At 74.3% G+C, this 18,845-nt stretch carries 16 protein-coding genes; 9 read left to right on the forward strand and 7 right to left on the reverse strand.

Features of this window, described 5'->3' with window-relative positions; translation table 11 throughout:
- Nucleotides 1-3: 3 nt before the first annotated feature.
- Nucleotides 4-645: a trimeric intracellular cation channel family protein gene (locus EDD33_RS10990; protein WP_211332516.1), complete on the reverse strand. Its 642-nt coding sequence runs from the start codon at nt 643-645 to the stop codon at nt 4-6.
- Nucleotides 646-746: 101 nt separating this feature from the next.
- On the opposite strand from EDD33_RS10990, the gene sepH reads away from it, so the two are divergent.
- The 3 genes from sepH to EDD33_RS11005 all read left to right on the forward strand — a co-directional run bounded on the left by sepH (nt 747) and on the right by EDD33_RS11005 (nt 4,421).
- Nucleotides 747-1,748 (forward strand): septation protein SepH, encoded by a 1,002-nt coding sequence (sepH, locus tag EDD33_RS10995; protein WP_123390824.1) that lies wholly within the window; start codon nt 747-749, stop codon nt 1,746-1,748.
- 145 nt (nt 1,749-1,893) lie between these two features.
- Entirely contained in the window at nt 1,894-3,903 is a 2,010-nt protein-coding gene (locus tag EDD33_RS11000; RefSeq protein WP_123390826.1) for an SDR family oxidoreductase, read from the forward strand.
- A 2-nt stretch (nt 3,904-3,905) separates the two neighbouring features.
- Nucleotides 3,906-4,421: a DUF952 domain-containing protein gene (locus EDD33_RS11005; RefSeq protein WP_123390828.1), complete on the forward strand. Its 516-nt coding sequence runs from the start codon at nt 3,906-3,908 to the stop codon at nt 4,419-4,421.
- A 12-nt stretch (nt 4,422-4,433) separates the two neighbouring features.
- On the opposite strand, the gene EDD33_RS11010 is transcribed toward EDD33_RS11005, so the two are convergent.
- The gene (locus EDD33_RS11010; RefSeq protein ID WP_123390830.1) at nt 4,434-5,192 is read right to left on the reverse strand and encodes a class I SAM-dependent methyltransferase; all 759 of its coding nucleotides are present in this window, start codon (nt 5,190-5,192) and stop codon (nt 4,434-4,436) included.
- Complete coding sequence (locus tag EDD33_RS11015) at nt 5,185-6,135, reverse strand: EamA family transporter (RefSeq protein ID WP_123390832.1); 951 nt, start codon at nt 6,133-6,135, stop codon at nt 5,185-5,187. Before EDD33_RS11015 ends, EDD33_RS11010 begins: the two co-directional genes overlap by 8 nt.
- Before the next feature lie 71 nt (nt 6,136-6,206).
- Between EDD33_RS11015 and EDD33_RS11020 the strand changes: the two genes are divergently transcribed.
- On the forward strand, nt 6,207-7,109 hold the full coding sequence (locus EDD33_RS11020; RefSeq protein WP_123390834.1) for a LysR family transcriptional regulator: 903 nt from the start codon (nt 6,207-6,209) through the stop codon (nt 7,107-7,109).
- 1 nt (nt 7,110) lies between these two features.
- On the opposite strand, the gene EDD33_RS11025 is transcribed toward EDD33_RS11020, so the two are convergent.
- Nucleotides 7,111-7,956 (reverse strand): sulfurtransferase, encoded by an 846-nt coding sequence (locus EDD33_RS11025; protein ID WP_123390835.1) that lies wholly within the window; start codon nt 7,954-7,956, stop codon nt 7,111-7,113.
- A gap of 16 nt (nt 7,957-7,972) precedes the next feature.
- On the opposite strand from EDD33_RS11025, the gene EDD33_RS11030 reads away from it, so the two are divergent.
- A complete protein-coding gene (locus tag EDD33_RS11030; protein ID WP_123390837.1) occupies nt 7,973-8,632 on the forward strand; it encodes a thymidine kinase in 660 nt (219 codons plus the stop codon).
- A gap of 16 nt (nt 8,633-8,648) precedes the next feature.
- On the opposite strand, the gene EDD33_RS11035 is transcribed toward EDD33_RS11030, so the two are convergent.
- The 3 genes from EDD33_RS11035 to EDD33_RS11045 form a co-directional block, all read right to left on the reverse strand.
- Nucleotides 8,649-9,800: an alkaline phosphatase family protein gene (locus EDD33_RS11035; RefSeq protein WP_123390839.1), complete on the reverse strand. Its 1,152-nt coding sequence runs from the start codon at nt 9,798-9,800 to the stop codon at nt 8,649-8,651.
- Between the two features lie 5 nt (nt 9,801-9,805).
- Nucleotides 9,806-10,396, reverse strand: coding sequence for a DUF5998 family protein (locus EDD33_RS11040; RefSeq protein WP_123393304.1), 591 nt, complete (start codon nt 10,394-10,396; stop codon nt 9,806-9,808).
- 64 nt (nt 10,397-10,460) lie between these two features.
- Nucleotides 10,461-13,178: a bifunctional acetate--CoA ligase family protein/GNAT family N-acetyltransferase gene (locus EDD33_RS11045; RefSeq protein ID WP_123390841.1), complete on the reverse strand. Its 2,718-nt coding sequence runs from the start codon at nt 13,176-13,178 to the stop codon at nt 10,461-10,463.
- A gap of 77 nt (nt 13,179-13,255) precedes the next feature.
- Between EDD33_RS11045 and EDD33_RS11050 the strand changes: the two genes are divergently transcribed.
- The 4 genes from EDD33_RS11050 to EDD33_RS11065 are packed head-to-tail and all read left to right on the forward strand — an operon-like array spanning nt 13,256 to nt 18,834.
- Nucleotides 13,256-15,733 carry a DNA gyrase/topoisomerase IV subunit A gene (locus EDD33_RS11050; protein ID WP_123393307.1) on the forward strand — a complete coding sequence of 826 codons (2,478 nt, stop codon included), beginning with the start codon at nt 13,256-13,258 and terminating at the stop codon, nt 15,731-15,733.
- A gap of 4 nt (nt 15,734-15,737) precedes the next feature.
- On the forward strand, nt 15,738-16,448 hold the full coding sequence (locus tag EDD33_RS11055; RefSeq protein ID WP_123390842.1) for an LppX_LprAFG lipoprotein: 711 nt from the start codon (nt 15,738-15,740) through the stop codon (nt 16,446-16,448).
- Between the two features lie 9 nt (nt 16,449-16,457).
- Nucleotides 16,458-18,275 (forward strand): MFS transporter, encoded by a 1,818-nt coding sequence (locus EDD33_RS11060; protein WP_123390844.1) that lies wholly within the window; start codon nt 16,458-16,460, stop codon nt 18,273-18,275.
- A gap of 58 nt (nt 18,276-18,333) precedes the next feature.
- A complete protein-coding gene (locus tag EDD33_RS11065; RefSeq protein WP_123390846.1) occupies nt 18,334-18,834 on the forward strand; it encodes a beta-class carbonic anhydrase in 501 nt (166 codons plus the stop codon).
- The last annotated feature ends 11 nt before the right edge of the window (nt 18,835-18,845 follow it).

Consider the following 18,845-nt stretch of genomic DNA (forward strand, 5'->3'; position numbering starts at 1 on the left):
GGCTCAGACGCTGGCGGGGCCCCGCGGCAGCGGGGCCTTCCAGTCGCGCCACAGCGCCAGCATCCGCAGCCCGAAGCACAGCAGTGCGCCGGGCACCGTGACCGCGACCTCCACGAACCCGGCGAGGGTCGCCAGCACCGCCCACGTCGCACCCAGCAGCGCGGGCGTCGCGTAGAGCTCGCTGGAGAACACCGCCGGGGTGCGCCCGGCCAGCAGGTCGCGCGCGATGCCGCCGCCGATGCCGGTGACCATGCCCATCAGCGCGGCCGGCACCGGGCCGAGGCCGTACTCCAGGGCCTTGACCGCCCCGGTCACGCAGAACAGCCCGAGCCCCGCGGCGTCGAAGAGCGTCACCACGCGCTCGGCCCGGCCCAGCGCCGGGTGGAAGGCGAAGGTCAGCAGCCCCGCGAGCACCGGCACCAGCAGGTAGCGCCAGTCCGACAGCGCGGCCGGCGGGGTGGCGTCGATCAGGACGTCGCGCAGGAAGCCGCCGCCCAGCCCCGTGGTGCCCGCGAGGACCAGCACACCGAAGACGTCGAGCCGGCGGCGTACGGCCACGAGGGCACCGGAGATGGCGAAGACGAAGATCCCGCTGAGGTCGAGGACCAGGAGCAGGAGGCTCGGCCCGCCGGTCGCATCACCCACGGGAGCACAGCCTAGGTAGGCTCGGCCACCACCACGACGTCAGGCACCCCAGCCCGGACCGGGAGCACCAGGACCCGGACGGCGCAGAAGCAGGAGAACCGATGGACAGCGCGCTGCGGCCCCGCGACATCCAGGCGCGCATCCGCTCCGGCGAGTCGGCCGAGGAGGTCGCCGCCGCCGCGGGCACCTCGGTCGAGGTGATCATGCCCTACGCCTCGCCGGTGCTCGCCGAGCGTGCGCACGTCGCGTGGAACGCCCAGAAGTCCTCGCTGCGCCGCGCCTCCGGCCCCTCCGGCGGCGGCCGCACGCTGGGCGAGGCGGTCGAGCTGTTCCTGGGCGAGCACCGGCTCCACGACGACGACGTCGCCTGGGACTCCTGGCGCCGGGCCGACGGTCGCTGGGTGCTCACCGCCGACATCGACGCCCAGGGCGTACGCCGCTCCGCGGAGTTCGTCCACGACGTCGCCGGCCGCTACGTGGTGGCCGAGAACGACGACGCCCGCACCATCACCGGCGAGCTGGGCGCCGGCCCCGCCGGCCCGGCGCCGCGCCGGCTGACCTCGCTGGTCGGTGGCCACGACCAGGACCTGCCGCTGGGCGACGACGCGATCGAGCTGGTCCGCGACCGCGAGGACGAGCCGACCGACGTCGAGCAGCCCGACGTCGAGCAGCCCGAGGTCGAGCAGCCCGAGCACCGGCCCTTCGAGGTGCCGGTGGGCGACGCCGACTGGATGCGCGTCGACGGGGCGGCCCCGGTCGAGGAGCCGACCGACGTCCCGCCGCCTGGGGCGACCCGGTCCGCCGAGGAGCCGGACCCCGTCGCGGACGCCGACGCACGCCCGGACCCGGACTCCGAGGACACCGCCGAGATCGTCGTCGCCGCGGCCGACCCCGAGGTGGTGGCCGAGGTCCGCGAGCGGCCGGCGGGACGGTCCCCCGAGCCCGACTCCGGGCCCGAGCGGCCCGCCGAGCCCGAGGAGCCCGAGCTCGACCTGGGCGTGGAGCCGCAGGAGACGGCCGCCCAGAAGACGGCCAAGCGCAAGGGCCGCGCCTCGGTGCCGTCGTGGGACGAGATCATGTTCGGCGGCGGCCCCGACAGCTGACGCCGTCGGCTCCCACGGGGCCCGACGGGCCCTCGACGCCGTCGTTACCGGACGGTAATCTCGCCCGACACGCGGACCTCCACCCGCATCCGGGGTTGGATGGGGGACCTCGCGCATCCGACGCAACCCGAGAGTGGTGGGGCCCGTGGCCTACTTCGTGACCGGCGCGACCGGCTTCATCGGTCGCTACCTCGTCCAGCAGCTCGTCGACAACCGGGAGGGCACGGTCTACGCGCTCTGCCGGGAGGGGTCCCGGCACCGGCTCGACGCGCTGGTCGAGCAGTGGGGCACCGACCGGGTCGTCCCCGTCGTGGGCGACCTGTCCGAGCCCGACCTCGGCGTCGACCCGCAGTGGATCGCGTCCGAGGCCGGCGAGGTCGAGCACTTCTTCCACCTCGCGGCCATCTACGACATGACCGCCTCCGACGAGCTCAACGAGCAGCTCAACGTGGGCGGCACCCGCAACGCCCTGGACCTCGCCGCCCGGCTGCGGGTCGGGCACTTCCACCAGGTCTCCTCGATCGCGGCCTCCGGGGACTTCCGCGGCGTCTTCGACGAGTCGATGTTCGACGAGGGCCAGCGGCTGCCCTCGCCCTACCACCGCACCAAGTTCGAGTCCGAGCGCATCGTCCGCGAGCAGGCCGAGGTGCCGTGGCGGGTCTACCGTCCTGCCGTCGTGGTCGGGGACTCCGAGACCGGCGCGATGGACAAGGTCGACGGGCCCTACTACTTCTTCCCGCTGCTCAAGCGGATGCGCGACCTGCTGCCCGGCTGGGTCCCGCTCGTGGGCATCGACCTCGGCGACACCAACGTGGTGCCGGTCGACTACGTCGCCAGCGCGATGGACCACCTCGCCCACCAGCCCGGCCTCGACGGCCGGGCGTTCCACCTGGTCAACCCCGAGCCGCAGAGCACGGTCGGGCTGATCAACACCTTCGCCGCCGCAGCGAGCGCCCCGCAGTTCGCGGTCCCGGTCGACCGCACGATCACCTCGCGCGCGACCGGCCTGCTCCCCCGCGGCCTGCGGCCGGCCTCGCTCGTCGCCCGCGCGGTGCGGCTGGCGCCGGTGCACGCCGCCCTCGACCAGACCCTCGGTCGCCTCGGGATCCCGCCCGAGGTGCTCGAGCACGTCTCGTTCCCGACCGTCTACGCCTCGCGCGAGACCGAGAAGGCGCTGGCCGGCTCCGGCATCTCGGTGCCCGACATCGACTCCTACGCCTCGGTGCTGTGGTCGTGGTGGGAGGAGAAGCTCGACGAGTCGATCCGCTCCGACGCGCCGGTCGTGCGCGCGCTGGCCAACAAGACGGTCGTCATCACCGGCGCCTCCTCGGGCATCGGGCTGGTCACCGCGATCCAGGTCGCCAAGGCCGGCGGCGTGCCCATCCTGGTGGCGCGCGGCCAGGAGAAGCTGGAGGAGACGGTCCGGCTGATCCAGAGCCAGGGCGGCACGGCGTACGCCTATCCGTGCGACCTCTCCGACCTCGACGCCATCGACGCGCTCACCAAGCAGCTGCGCGAGGACTTCGACCACCTCGACTTCGTCGTCAACAACGCCGGGCGCTCGATCCGGCGGTCGTTGAAGCTCAGCGAGGACCGCTTCCACGACTTCGAGCGCACCATGCAGCTCAACTACTACGGCGCGATCCGGCTGGTGATGGGCATCCTGCCCGCGATGCGCGAGCAGGGCTCGGGCCACGTCGTGAACATCTCCAGCATCGGGGTGCTCACCAGCCCGCCGCGGTTCTCGGCGTACGTCGCCTCCAAGGCCGCGCTCGACGCCTGGAGCAACGTCGTGTCCAGCGAGCTGGTCGGCGACGGCATCTCGTTCACCACGATCCACATGCCGCTGGTGCGGACCCCCATGATCGCGCCGACCAAGCTCTACGACCGGTTCCCGACGATCAGCCCCGGGCAGGCCGCCCGCAAGGTGATCACCGCGATGGTCGAGCGGCCGCACGAGATCAACACCCTCACCGGCAGCCTGGGCGCGCTGGCGCACTACCTCGCACCCAAGTCGGCCTTCCGGGTGCTGCACCTCGCCTACCAGGTGTTCCCCGACTCCACGGCCGCCAAGGGCGGCAGCACCGGCGAGAAGCCGCACTCCGAGAACGAGCAGCTGATGCTGGCGCGGCTGCTCAAGGGGGTGCACTGGTAGGCGTGCAGGTCTTCCACGTCGCCACCGCCGCGGACTGGGAGGAGGCGCAGCGCACCGGCGCGTACACCACCTCCACCCGCGGCCGCACCCTCGAGCAGGAGGGCTTCATCCACGCCGCCCGCCGCGAGCAGGTGCCGGGGGTCTACCAGCGCTACTACGCCGACCTCGCCGAGCCGATGGTGCTGCTCACCATCGACACCGACCGCCTCGACGTGCCCTGGCGCGAAGACCCCGTCGGCGAGGACACCTACCCCCACCTCTACGGGCCGCTCCACCCCCGCGCCGTCGTCGCCGCCCAGCCCTTCGGTGCCAACGGCAGCGGCGACTCGTTCACCTCGATGTTCGTCTCCGAGATGGTCTGGCGCATCGGCCTCGCCCTGGTCGCGATGGTGCTGGCCGGTCTCGGCAGCGTCCTGCTCGGCCTCACCGGCTGGGCCCAGGGCCCGCTCGTCGGCGCCCTCGCCGGCCTGGCCGTGGGCGTCGTGGTCTTCGTGGTCGTGCTGCGCCGCCGCCGCTAGCCCCGCGCGGCGTCAGGCGCGGGTGGCGCTGACCATGACCCGGCGGGTGAGGTCGAAGGTCTCCAGGACGGTGAGGGCCTCTTCGCGCAGCTCCTGCAGGGCGCGGTCCTCGCCGGGGGCGAGGGTGGCCGCCTCCTCCCAGAGGGCGCGCTCCGACGCCGCCCAGTCGGGGCAGTCCTCGACCTCGACCTCGGTGAAGCCGGCGACGGTGAGGCCGTCGCGCCAGCGGCGGCCGCGCAGGCCGGGGGCCACCCGCTCGTCGTCGGGGTCGCGGGCCTCCCAGGCGGTCAGCACCAGCCGGCCGTCGACGTCGAGCACCCGCGCCGCCTCCGCGAAGGCCCGCTCGGGCAGGTCCACGAACTGGAGGGCGTCGACCACCAGCACCGCGTCGACGCTGGCGTCGGGCAGGCCGGTGTCGGTCAGCGAGCCGACCTCGAAGGTGGCGGCGCGGTCCTGGGCTGCGGCGTTGGCCGTGGCCTGGCGCACCGCCTCGACGGAGAAGTCCATGCCCAGCAGGCGGGCCCGGGTGCGGCTCGCCACCTCCAGGCCGTAGCCGCCACGTCCGCAGGCGAGGTCGAGCAGCACCTCGCCGGGCACCAGCCGCAGCGAGGTGGTCACGGCCTCCAGCCCCGACCAGGGCAGCAGGCTGGTCGAGAGCATCTCGGGCGGCAGCCCCAGGTGGCGGCGGACGAGGTCGTCCTTGACCCGGGAGACCGCGAGGTCGGCGTACCAGCGGTCGAAGGCCTCGCTCGAGGTGCTGTCGTCAGTCACGCCCCGACCCTAGTGCTCCGGCCGGGACCGGCCCCGACATCGGCCCCGACATCGGCACCGGCACCGGTGCGGCCCGTACGCCGCGGCGCAGCGTCGCGAGCAGCACCCCGCCCACCACCAGCGTCGCGCCGGCCAGCTCCAGCGGCGCGGCCTGCTCGCCCAGCACCACCCAGGCGCCGCTCATGCCGACCACTGGCACCAGCATCGAGAACGGCGCCACCTGGCTGGCCGGGTGCCGGGCCATCAGCCAGGTCCACAGCCCGGAGCCGACGACGGTCCCGACGAGCACGGTGTAGGCCAGCCCGGCCAGTGCCAGCACCCCGCTCGGGCTGGCCAGGGTGGTCAGCGAGGTGGCGATCGGCTGCGGCCCCTCCACGGCCAGCGCGAGCACGAGCATCGGGACCGGTGGCACGACCGACATCCACAGCGTCAGGTGCAGCGGCTGCGGCGCTCGGGCGAGCCGGCTGCACAGGTTGCCGATCGCCCAGCCGAGCGCGCCGGCGAGGACCAGCAGGAACGGCAGCAGCCCGGCCGCCTCGGCGCGGTGCCAGCCCACGACGGCCAGTCCCGCCCCGGCGAGCACCACGCCCAGCACGCCGCGGGGGCCGACCCGCTCCCCCAGCAGGGCGGCCCCGAGCACGAGGGTGAAGGGCGCGGAGGCCTGGAGGACCAGGGAGGCCGTCCCGGGCGGCATCCCCGCCTCCATCCCCCAGTAGAGGAAAAGGAACTGCAGCGTCCCGAACCCCAGCCCGTAGCCGACCAGCCACCGCACCGGCACCTGCGGTCGCGGCACCAGCAGCACGGTCGGGACCGCGATGACGGCGAACCGGAGCGCGACCAGGAAGAACGGCGGGAAGTGTCCGAGCGAGGCGTCGATGGCGAGGAAGTTCAGGCCCCAGGTGCAGGCGACGAGAACGGCGAGGAGCTGGTGGCGGGGAGGCACGCGACCATCGTGGACCCGCGCACCATGAAGGACAATCGACACCTGGGACAGCTGCTCATTAGGTTGACTACATGGACGTCCGCCACCTCGACCTGCTGCGCGAGCTCGCCGACCGGGGTAGCCTCGCCGCCGTGGCGCAGGCAACCCACCGCACCCCCTCGGCGCTCTCCCAGCAGCTCCGCACGGCCGAGCGGGCCTTCGGCGCGGCCCTGGTCGAGCCGCACGGCCGGGGACTGCGGCTGACCGAGGCCGGGGCGCTGCTCGCCCGCGGCGGGGCCGACGTGGCGACGGCCGTCGCCCGGGTGACGGCGGCCTGGGAGGACTACCGCGGCGGCCCCCGCGGCACCGTCTCGGTGGCGGCGCTGCCGAGCGCGGCGACCTTCCTGCTGCCGCGCCTGCAGCGACGGCTCGCCGGCACGGGCCTGGAGCTGCGCTGCCGCGACTACGACCTCGCCGAGACCGACTTCGCCGGGCTGACCGCCGACAACGACCTGGTGATCGGGCACAGCGTGACCGCACGACGACCCGCCGGCACCGCCGGGCTGACGGTGACGCCGCTGGTGACCGAGCCGCTCGACGTCGCGCTGGCCGAGGACCACCCGCTCGCCACCCGACCCTGGCTGCACTGCCGCGACCTCGTCGACCAGTCGTGGATCGGGGTGCCGCCGGGCTACCCCTTCGACAGCGTGCTGACCTCGGTCGAGCAGGCCACCGGGGCCACGCTCGACGTCCGCCAGCGGCTGCGCGACAACCGGCTGGTGGAGGCGCTGGTGGCCTCCTCCCGCCACGTGGCGATGCTGCCCCGGTTCACCACCCCGGCGGGCCAGGGCCTGGTGCTGCGCGAGCTGCGCGGCGTACGCGCCCAGCGGCACGTGGTCGCCATCGCCCGCCCCGACCGCGCGGCCCGCCTGGCCGCACGCACCGTGCTGGACGGGCTGGTCGCCGTGGCGGCCGAGGTCGCCGCCGGCGGCTGACTCAGGCCGACCCGCCGGGCTCACGCCCGGTCGCCACGGCGCGCGTCGGGTCGGTGACCCACTCGCTCCACGAGCCGGGGTAGAGCGCGGCGCCCGGCATCCCGGCCACCTCGAGTGCCAGCACGTCGTGGGCGGCGGTGATCCCGGAGCCGCAGTAGACGGCCGTGGGGCGCTCGCGCGCCGCGGCGTACACCTCGGCCAGGGCGTCCGGGGCGAGGAACCGGCCGTCCTCGGCCAGGTTGGCGCCGGTCGGCACGTTGCGCGCACCCGGCACGTGGCCGGCCACGGGGTCGACGGGCTCGGTCTCGCCGGCGTACCGCCCGGGGTCGCGCGCGTCCAGCACGACCCCGGCCGCCACCACGCCGGGCAGCTCGTCGGCGGTCACCGTCGGCATCGCGCCGGGGCGTACGACGACGTCGCCGGGCTCGGCGACCACCGGCCCGGTGGCGACCTCGAGGCCCGCCGCGACCCACGCGCCCCAACCGCCGTCGAGCACGGAGGTGTCGCGGTGGCCGGCCCACCGCAGCAGCCACCAGCACCGCGCGGCGGCACGCCCCTGCCAGTCGTCGTAGACCACCACGGGACGGTCCTCACGCACCCCGGCGGCCCGCAGCGCCTCCTGCAGCCGGGCCGGGTCCGGCAGCGGGTGCCGGCCCCGACCCCCGGGCGGGTCGGCGAGCGCCGTGTCGAGGTCGACGTACGCCGCCCCGGGCACGTGCCCCGCGGCGTGCTCCTGCTCCCCCGGCGGCCCGCCGAGGCGCCACCGGACGTCGAGGACGGTGACCTCGCCGAGCCGCTCGGCGAGACGGCTGACGTCGATCAGGGGGCTGGGCGAGGAGGGCTCCATGGCATGATCCTGCCCCGTGGCCGAGCTCCAGTTCTTCACCGGCACCATGGACTCCGGCAAGAGCACCCTGGCGCTGCAGACCAACCACAACCACGCTGCCCGCGGTCGGGCCGGTCGCATCTTCACCAGCCACGACCGCGCCGGCCAGGCCCTCGTCTCCTCACGGCTGGGCCTGACGCACGACGCGCTCGAGGTCGACGAGGACTTCGACTTCTGGCGCTACGTCGTCGACGAGCTGACCCACGGGGCACGCATCGACTACCTGATCTGCGACGAGGCCCAGTTCTACTCGGGCCGGCAGGTCGAGGACCTGGCCAAGGTCGTCGACGAGCTCCAGATCGACGTCTTCGCCTTCGGGATCCTCTCCGACTTCCGCACCGCGCTGTTCGCCGGCTCCCGCCGCCTGGTCGAGCTCGCCGACCGGATGCACGTGCTCCAGGTCGAGGCGCTGTGCTGGTGCGGCAAGCGGGCCACGCACAACGCCCGGTCGGTCGACGGCGTCATGGTCGTCGAGGGCGAGCAGGTCGTGGTCGGCGACGTGGAAGGCGACGACCCCGACGCGGCCGTGCCCGAGGTGGTCTACGAGGTGCTGTGCCGCGCGCACCACCGTCGCCGGATGACCGCCGCCCGCGCCCGCGCGGTGTCGATGGTCGCCGAGCCGCTGCCGTTCGCCTGAGCGCGCCCCGTGCCGGTCAGCAGACCAGCAGCGGGATCTCCATCTCGCGGGCGGTGAGCGAGCCGTGCAGGCCCACCAGACGGGTCTCGTAGGCGAAGTCGACCGAGCTGAAGAGCGCCCAGTCGTCGTGGGCGGCGGCGACGACGTCCCCGATGCGCAGCCGCACGCCGGCGTCGACCCGGCCGAACCAGCCCCGGGCCACGGCCTCGTCGCGGGTCAGCACGGTCGCCCGACCGGCGAGCTGCTCGCGCCAGGTGGCCGCCACGTCGTCGAGGGCACCGGCGTGGCAGTAGACGTGGCGGAACCGCGCCTCCCCGCCCAGCAGGGTGACCCCGTCGCGGAGGCCGGGCAGCGCGTCGAGGTCGAGGCTGGTCGCCGGGGTGGTGTCGACCATGCCGTGGTCGGCGACGACCACCAGCCTCACGTCGGTGGGCAACGCGTCCCGCAGCTCCTGGGCGTCCTCGTCGATGTCGCGCAGCTGGTGGCGCCAGCGCTGGGAGTCCACGCCCGCGCGGTGGCCGTGCCAGTCGAGGTCGCCGTCGTAGACGTAGGTCACCGAGGGCCGGCGGGCGGCCGCGGCGACCGCGCCCGCGACCCGCTCGGCGACGTCGTCGGCCCCGACGTACGACGCGCCCCGCTGGCCGGCCCGGGTCAGGCCGGATCCGGCGAAGTCGCGCTTGCTGACCACGGTGGTGTGCACGCCGGCCGCGCCGAGCCGGTCGAAGGCCGTGGCGTGCGGCTGCCACACCGTCGGCTCGACCGGCTGGTCCCAGAACAGGGCGTTGAGCAGCTCGCCGCTCTCGGGCACCCGCGAGGTGAAGCCGACCAGGCCGTGCTGGCCGGCGGGCAGGGCGGTGCCCAGCGAGGTGAGCGAGGTGGCGGTGGTCGAGGGCACCCCGCAGGTCACCGGCGCCTCACCGAGCAGCGAGTGCAGGAAGGGCGCCTGGGCCCGGTGCTCGGCGAGCAGGCGGTGGCCGAGGCCGTCGACCAGCATCACGACGTACGCCGGGGCGGGCGGCAGCTCGAGCCCGCCGGTCGGCAGCCCTGCGTCGACGCCGAGGGCACGCGAGACGGCGGGCAGCACGTCGGCGAGCGTGCGACCACCGCCGGAGAGGTCGGGCTCGACGAAGTCGGTGTCCGCCGGGACCGGCCCGAAGGGTGCGGGCACCCGGCTCAGCCCCGGGTGCGCGCCGACAGGCTCTCGGCGAAGACGAGCAGGTCGTCGACCGCGCCCTGGCCCTCGGCCGCGGAGCTGACGCGCAGCGAGAAGTCGTCGGAGGCCAGGACGCCGGTGTAGCCGTGGTCGGCCTCGCAGTCGGGGTCCGAGCAGGCGGCGGGCTCGAGGTCGAGCCGGTTGAGCCCGCCCCAGCCGACCGTCAGCACGGCCTCGCTCGGGACCGGCTGGCCGCCGCCGGCGAACTTCTCGGGGTTGGCCACCATCCGGTTGACGACCACCGAGCGCACCGCCGAGAGGCGCACCGCCTCGGTCGAGGTCGAGGTGTAGGGCTCGGGCAGCAGGTCGTCGGGGGCGTACTCGTCGGTGTGGCACAGGATCAGCCGGCTCGCGGTGAGCACGACGACGGTGATGTGGCGCCGGACCTCGTCGCGGTCGATGGTGGGCTCGTGGTGGACCAGGAAGGCCTCGACCTGCTCGCCGGCGACCGCGGCGCCCACCCCGGCTGCCACGACCTGGGGGTAGTAGCCGGTCTTCTCGATGGCGGACACCAGGTCACCGAAGCGGTCCTGGGCGGTTGCGGGACGCATGGGCGTCATCTTGTCACGCCCGTGCGGCAGCGGCTCCCGGCCGCGCACACGCCGTCCCACGCGCTCAGCCGGGGAGCGTGTCGGCCGCGGGCGCGGTCAGGCGGCGCACGAACAGGTCGGAGCGGGCGTCGGCGACCTGGTCCACGCGGGCGGTGGCGTGGAGCACGCTGACGCCCTCGGCGTTGGCGTGCACCAGGACGAGGTCGAGCGTGCTGACCTGCGGCAGGTCGATCTTGAGCTGGGCCACCCGGCGGATCAGCTCCTCCACCGCCTCGACGTCGACCTGCTCGCTGCCCCGGAAGCCGAACAGCAGCGGCGCGGCCTTGACCGAGCGCACCGTCTCGGCCGCGTCCAACGGGCTGATCGGCGGGATCCGGAAGGCCCGGTCGCCGACCAGGTCGGTGAGCGCGCCGGCGATGCCGAAGGAGACGGCCGGCCCGAACAGGGGGTCCTCGAGCCCGTTGACCGCGATGGGCACGCCGGGAGGAGCGGTGCGCTGCACCACGAACTCGGCGTCGGCGGGGTTGCTCACCAGCTGGGTGAGCGACTGCCAGGCGTCGGCCATCTCGGCGGCGTCGTCGATGTTGCGCCACACGTGGGCCTGGTCGGGACGCTGCCGCAGCCGCTCCGCGGTCGCCTTGAGCACGACGTCCCAGCCGAGCCGCTCGCCCGCGGCGACCGCCTCGTCGGCGGTGGCGACGAAGGCGCGCTCCCAGAGGTCGACGCCGTAGCAGGCGAGCAGCGCCCGCAGCTCCTCGTCGTCGAGCTGGTGGCCCTCGGGGTGGTGCATGAGCAGCTCGTTGACCTGGCGGGTGGCCTGGTCGAGCTCGATGCCCTCGAGCACGGCCGCCGACTCGTCGTCGCGGGTGCGCCACGCGGCGTACTCCGAGACGCGGGCCAGCGCACGCACCGCGGCCTCGACCGCGGGGTAGGACGGGACCGACCCGCGGCCGGCGGTGTCGCCGGACAGGTCGGGCACGCGCAGCAGCTCGGGGACGCCCTCGCGGCCCAGGAAGGTGGAGACGAGCGGCTTGTCGGACTGCTCCCCCACCGCGGCCAGGACGTTGGCGACCTCCTCGCCGCCCGCGTCCAGCGGCGGGATGTAGACCGCGACGACGGCGTCGACGTGGTCGTCGTCGATGGCGGCGTCGAGCGCGTCCTCGAAGTCCTCGGCCGTGGCCTCGGAGCCCAGCGCGGTGGCGCTGGTGACGGTGAGGCCCTGGGCCACGGCCGCGTCGACGGCCAGCAGGCCCAGCGCGTCGGAGTTGCCGACGATCGCCACCCGCGACCCCGAGGGCAGCGGCTGGTGGGCGAGCAGCTGGGCGACGTCGAACATCTCGTCGAGGGTGTCGACCTGGATGATCCCCGCCTGCTTGAACATCGCGTCGACGGCCTCGGGCGGTGCCGCGATGTGGCGTACGGCGTGGCCCATCGGGACGCCCTGGGTGGTGCGACCGGAGCGGACGGCGATGATCGGCTTGACCCGCGAGACCCGGCGGGCGATCCGGGAGAACTTGCGCGGGTTACCGATGGACTCCAGGTAGAGCAGGATCACCTCGGTGGCGTCGTCCTCCTCCCAGTACTGCAGGAGGTCGTTGCCCGAGACGTCGGCCCGGTTGCCGGCGCTGACGAAGGTCGAGAGCCCGAGGCCGCGACCGCGCACCTTCTCCAGGATGGCGGTGCCGAGCGCGCCGGACTGGCAGAAGAAGCCCGCGCGCCCGCGCGGCGGCATCACCGGCGCCAGCGAGGCGTTGAGCGAGACCTCGGAGGCGGTGTTGATGACGCCGAGGCAGTTGGGCCCGATCAGCCGCAGGCCGTAGGAGCGGGCGAGGCCGACCAGCTTGCGCTGCCGGCGGCGGCCCTCCTCGCCGGTCTCGGCGAAGCCGCTGGAGATCACCACGAGCCCGTGCACGCCCTTGGCGGCGCAGTCGAGCACGACGTCCTGGACCGCCTCGGCGGGCACCGCGACGATCGCGACGTCGACGTCGCCGGGGATGTCGCTGACCGTGGGGTAGGACGGCATCCCCGCCACGGAGTCGGCCGCGGGGTTCACGACGTAGACCCGGCCGGTGTAGTCGCCGAGCACGAGGTTGCGCACCAGCAGCGAGCCGATGGTGTCGCGGCGCCGCGAGGCGCCGATGACCGCCACGGACCGGGCGTTGAGGAAGGCGGCGATCGAGGCGGCCTCGGAGCGGTGCTCGCGGGCGGCGATCACCCCGATCGAGGTCTCGGTGGGGTCGATGTCGAACTCGAGGTGCATCACCCCCTCCTCCCAGCCGCCCTTGACCGAGTAGCCCTGCTCGCGGAAGACCTGGATCATCCTGCGGTTCTCGGGCAGCACCTCGGCCACGAAGCGCTTCACGCCCCGCTCGCGGCCGGCCTGGGCGAGGTGCTCGAGCAGCAGCTGCCCGATGCCGCGGCCCTGGTGCTGGTCCTGGACGAGGAAGGCGACCTCGGCGCGCTCGGCGTCGATGACGTCGTAGCGCCCCACGGCCAGGATCTTCTGGGCCAGCGTGATCACGAACGCCACCCGCTGGCGGTGGTCGACGTTGGTGAACCGCTGCACGTCGCGATCCGAGAGCGTCGGCATCGGCGCGAAGAAGCGGTAGTACTTCGACTGCTGGCCCACCAGGGCGTAGAACTCGACCAGCCCGTCGGCGTCGGTCGGCAGGATCGGGCGCAGGTGGGCCGTCCTGCCGTCGCGCAGCAGGACGTCGGCCTCCCAGTGGTCGGGGTAGTCCCGGGGGGTGGGAGACGGGGTCTGGGTCTCCGGGGTCGTCACGGTGCGAAATGTACCGTCAGCCCCCCTCCGGCGTGCCCGGTCGAGGCGCGGGGGTCGCGGCGGGGAGAATGCCCGTCATGGCCCGACGTACGACGACACCGCCCCCCGAGGACTTCGAGGAGCACATCGTCGACATCGACGTCGGCGACGAGATGCGCACCAGCTTCCTGGAGTACGCCTACTCCGTCATCTACTCCCGCGCCCTGCCCGACGCCCGCGACGGCCTGAAGCCGGTGCAGCGCCGGATCCTGTACTCCATGCACGACATGGGCCTGCGGCCCGACCGCGGTCACGTGAAGTCCTCGCGCGTGGTCGGCGAGGTGATGGGCCGCTTCCACCCCCACGGCGACGGCGCGATCTACGACGCCCTGGTCCGGATGGCCCAGCCCTGGTCGATGCGGCTGCCCACCGTCGACGGCCACGGCAACTTCGGCTCGCCCGACGACTCCCCCGCCGCGATGCGCTACACCGAGGCCCGGATGGCCCCGGCCGCCGTCGCGATGACCGCGACCATCGACGAGGACACCGTCGACTTCCGGCCCAACTACGACGGCCGCGAGCAGGAGCCGGCGGTGCTGCCCGCCGCGATCCCCCACCTCCTGGTCAACGGCGCCGCCGGCATCGCGGTCGGCATGGCCACCAACATCGCCCCCCACAACCTGGTCGAGGTCGTCCAGGCGCTGCGCCACCTGGTCAAGCACCCCGGCGCCGACCTCGACACCCTGATGCGCTTCGTCCCCGGCCCCGACCTGCCCACGGGCGGCAAGATCATCGGCCTCGACGGCATCCGTGACGCATACGAGAGCGGCCGCGGCAGCTTCCGGATGCGGGCCACCACCCGGATCGAGTCGGTGACGCCCCGCCGCAAGGGCATCGTGGTCACCGAGATGCCCTACGGCGTCGGCACCGAGCGCGTGGTCGCGGCCATCAAGAAGCTCGTCCAGGGCAAGAAGCTCCAGGGGATCAGCGACATCGTCGACCTCACCGACGGCGCCCACGGGCTGCGCCTGGTGATCGAGGTCAAGAACGGCTTCCACCCCGAGGCGATCCTCGAGCAGCTGTGGCGCAGCACCCCGCTCGAGGAGTCCTTCGGGATCAACAACGTCGCGCTGGTCGACGGCCAGCCCCGCACCCTGGGCCTCAAGGAGATGCTCGAGGTCTTCCTGGCCCACCGCTACGACGTCGTGCGCCGGCGCTCGGCCCACCGCCGCGGCAAGGCCGCCGACCGGCTGCACCTCGTCGAGGGCCTGATCACCGCCATCCTCGACATCGACGAGGTCATCCAGCTGATCCGCTCCAGCGACGACGCCGCGATCGCGCGGACGCGGCTGATCGAGGTCTTCGAGCTGACCGAGGTGCAGGCGACGTACATCCTCGACATGCCGCTGCGCCGGCTGACGAGGTTCTCCAAGCTCGAGCTCGACCAGGAGGCCGAGGAGCTGCGCGCCACCATCGCGGCGCTCGAGGAGATCCTCGGCGACGACCAGAAGCTGCGCGAGGTGGTCTCCGCGGAGCTCGCCGAGGTCGCGAAGACCTACGGCACCCCGCGCCGCACCGTGCTCCTGGAGTCCTCGGGCCAGACCGCGAAGGCCACCACGCCCCTGGAGGTGGCCGACGACCCGTGCTGGGTGTTCCTGTCCTCCTCCGGCCTGCTGGCCCGCACCACCTCGCTCGACCGGCCCGGCGACGAAGGCGGCCGGGTGCGCCACGACGTCGTGGTCTCGGCCGTGGCGACCACCGCCCGCGGCGAGGTCGGCGTGGTCACCTCCGCCGGCCGCGTGGTCAAGCTGCCCGTGCTCGACCTGCCCACGCTGCCGAGCACCGCCAGCCACCCCCACCTCCAGGGCGGGGCCCCGGTCGGGGAGTTCGTGACGCTCGACGGCGAGCAGGCGCTCGCCCTGACCGGCTTCGACCCCGGCTCCCCCGGGCTCGCGCTCGGCACCCGCCAGGGCGTGGTCAAGCGGGTCGTCCCCGAGTTCCTCGCCGGCAAGGACGACTGGGAGGTCGTCGCGCTCAAGGACGGCGACGTCGTGGTGGGGGCGGTGGAGCTGACCACGGGCGAGGAACAGCTGTGCTTCGTGAGCAGCGACGCCCAGCTGCTGCACTTCGGGGCCTCGGCGGTGCGGCCGCAGGGCCGCGGCGGCGGCGGCATCGCCGGCATCAAGCTCGCGGCTGGGGCCCGGGTGATCTCCTTCACCGCGTTCGACCCCACCGACGCCGTGCTGGTCACGGTCTCCGGCGCCTCGAGCGCGCTGCCCGGCACCGAGACCGGGTCGGTCAAGGTGACGCCGTTCGAGGAGTACCCCGCCAAGGGGCGCGCCACGGGTGGCGTGCGCTGCCACCGGTTCCTGCGCGGCGAGGACGCCCTCGTCCTCGCCTGGGCCGGCCCGGCGCCGGCCCAGGCCGCCGCCGACAGCGGCGCCCCCGTCGACCTGCCCGAGCCGGTGCAGAGGCGCGACGGCTCCGGGGTGCCCTCGCCCCAGCCGATCGCCGCCTGCTCCGGGCCTGTCGCACGCCTCCTCGGGGCTTCCGCCTCGGCTGACGTGGCAGGCTGACGCCATGCCTGCGCCCACCCGCCGCCTCGCCTCCGCGCTGTCCGTCCTCGTGCTCGCCGCCACCGCGGCCGGGTGCGGCGGGGGCGGCGGCGAGAAGGCCGACGAGCCCACCCCCGCCGAGGTGATGCAGTCGGCCAAGAAGGCCTTCGACGACGCCGCCAGCGTGCGCGTCCAGCTCGCCACGACCTCCACCCCGACCCAGGGCAACGGCGTCCTGGGCGCCTCCGGCGTCGTCACCCCGGCGCCCGCGTTCGAGGGTGACGTGAAGGTGCTGCTCAGCGGGCTCACCGCCACGGTGCCGGTCACCTCGGTCGACGGCACCGTCTACGCCAAGCTCCCGCTGACCACGAAGTACGCCGAGATCGACCCGACCGAGTACGGCGCCCCCGACCCGGCCAGCTTCGGCGAGCCCGAGGGCGGGCTGTCCTCGCTGCTGACCGACCTCGACGGGCTGAAGGAGGACGGCAGGACCCGCGACGGCGAGGAGGTCCTCACGACGTACGCCGGCACGCTGCCCGGCGACGCGGTGAAGCGGATCGTCCCCAGCGCCGACGCGAAGGCCGACTACCCCACCAAGGTCGGCGTGGACGACGACGGCAGGGCGACCACCGTGCGCATCACCGGGCCGTTCTTCGCCGACGGCGCCGACGTCACCTACGACGTCGACTTCTCCGACTACGACCGCGAGGTCACCGTCGACTCCCCGGCCACCTAGGCCACGACGGTGCCCGACGCCCCGGCCCCGCGTCCCGACCCGGCCGCGCGGGTCCTGCTCGCGCTGGCGGCGGTCGCCGTGGCGTTCGCGGCGGCCGACACCTACGTCGTGGTGCTCGCGCTGCCCGACATGATGGGCTCGGTCGGACTCTCGGTCGACCAGCTGCAGCGGGCGGCCCCGATCGTCAGCGGGTTCCTGCTCGGCTACGTCGCGATGCTGCCGCTCATCGGGCGGATCGCGGACCTGCGAGGCCGTACCCCGGTGCTGCTGGCCTCGCTGCTGGTCTTCGCGCTCGGCTCGCTGGTCACCGCCGCGGCGTACGACCTCCCGAGTCTGGTCGCCGGGCGCTTCCTCCAGGGCGTGGGCGGCGGCGGGCTGGTGCCGGTCACCCTCGCGCTGGTCGCCGACCTCTACCCCGCCGAGCGGCGCGGCGTGCCGCTGGGCGTGGTGGGGGCGGTCCAGGAGCTCGGCAGCGTCCTGGGACCCCTGCTCGGCGCCGTCGTGCTCGCGGTCGGCGACTGGCGCGACATCTTCTGGCTCAACCTCGCGGTCGGCCTCGTCCTCGCCGCAGCGATCCGGGTGCTCGCCGCCCGGGGGGGCGATAGTCCGAGACGTTCGGCACCCCCTGGCGACCCAGAACCGTGCCGAACGTCTCGGACTACCCCCGCGGGGCGCCCGGACGTCGTCGGCTGGCTGCTGCTCGCGCTCACCCTGACGAGCGGGCTGCTGGTGATGCGGCAGCCCGACGGCCTGGTCACCTCGGTCGCCTGGGGCGCGCCCTTCGTGCCGTACGCCGAGGGCGGGTCGGTGTGGCTCTCGCCGCTCGGCACCGCCGCGATGGTGCTCGCCCTGCTGCTGCTGGCGTGGTGCGTGCTGGCCCCGCGGCCGCTGTTCGACGCCCGCGGCTGGTGGGGCTCGGTGCGCGAGGCCGACCTCCTCGGGGCGGCGCTGCTCGCCGTGACGCTCGGCGGGGTGATCCTCGCCTTCGCGACCGCCGATCCCGAGGTGCAGGTGTTCTCCGAGGCCGGACCCGTCTACCTCGGTGTCGCCGCGGTGGCGGCGGTGCTGTTCGTGCTGCACAACCGCCGCGCGGCCCATCCGCTGGTGCCGCACGGCGCGTTCCGCGAGCGGCCGGCGTGGGGCGCGGTGCTGGTGAGCTTCTTCGTCGGGTCGGCGCTGATCGCCGCGCTGGTCGACATCCCGATCTTCGCCCGGCTGACCGTCGCCGACGGCAACCAGCTGCAGGCGGCGCTGGTGCTCGTGGAGTTCCTGGTCGCGCTGCCGGTCGGGGCCCTCGTCGGGGGCTACCTCGTGCGTCGGGTGCCGGTCGCCCTGGTCGCGGCGGGCGGGATGCTGCTGGCCGCCGCCGGCTTCGCCGTGATGACGACCTGGGGACCCGACTCGATGGGGCAGGCCCCCTCGGTGGCGGTGCTCGCGCTGACCGGCCTCGGGTTCGGCCTGGCGCTGGCACCGGTCAACGCCGCGCTGCTGGCCGCCACCCCCGCCGCCGTCCACGGTGTCGCGAGCGCCCTGCTCGTCGTGGCCCGGATGGTCGGCATGCTCGTCGGCATCTCGGCGCTGACCACGATCGGGCTGCGGCGCTACTACAGCGTGCAGACCGACATCCCGTCCCCGCTGGAGGTGTGCGGCGACGGACGCACCCGCTGCCCGGCGTACACCGAGGCGCTCTCGCTGGCCGGGCTCGAGCAGCTGCAGGCGATCTTCGCGGGCGCCGCGGTGTGCGCGGTCGTGGCCGCGGTCCTGGCGCTGCTCACGCTGCGGGCGGGCCGCAGCGCCATGCCTGCGGGCGCGTCGTCCCCGGCGTGACCCACGTCGCGTCCGTCACGCCTCGCGGGCCACCGTGGGGACGCACTACCGTCGGGGCGTGGCCACCGCTGACTTCGACGACCTGCTCGCCGCCAACCGACGCTTCGCCGAGACCTTCGACCTGGGCGGCTTCGACGGCGTCGCCCATGCCGGCATCGCGATCGTGACCTGCATGGACTCGCGCATCGACCCGCTGGGGATGCTGGGGCTCACGCCCGGCGACGCCAAGATCTTCCGCAACCCCGGCGGCCGCGTGACCCCCCAGGCGCTCGAGGCGCTCGTGCTCGGCGTCCACCTGCTGCGCGTCGAGCGCATCCTGGTCGTGCCCCACACCCGCTGCGCGATGGCCTCGGCCAGCCAGGAGGAGCTGCGCGAGCGCGTCTCCACCTCGGCCGGCCAGGACGCCTCGTGGCAGACCTTCGGCGTGGTCGAGGACCAGCGGGCCGCCCTGGCCGACGACGTCCACAAGGTGGTGGCCCACCCCCTCATCCCCGAGGGCACGCGCGTCGGCGGGTTCCTCTACGACGTCGACTCGGGCCTGCTCGAGCAGCTCGTCTAGGCGCGCGACGG

It is taken from the genome of Nocardioides aurantiacus (assembly GCF_003752505.1).
GTDB classification, from domain to species: Bacteria; Actinomycetota; Actinomycetes; order Propionibacteriales; family Nocardioidaceae; genus Marmoricola; species Marmoricola aurantiacus.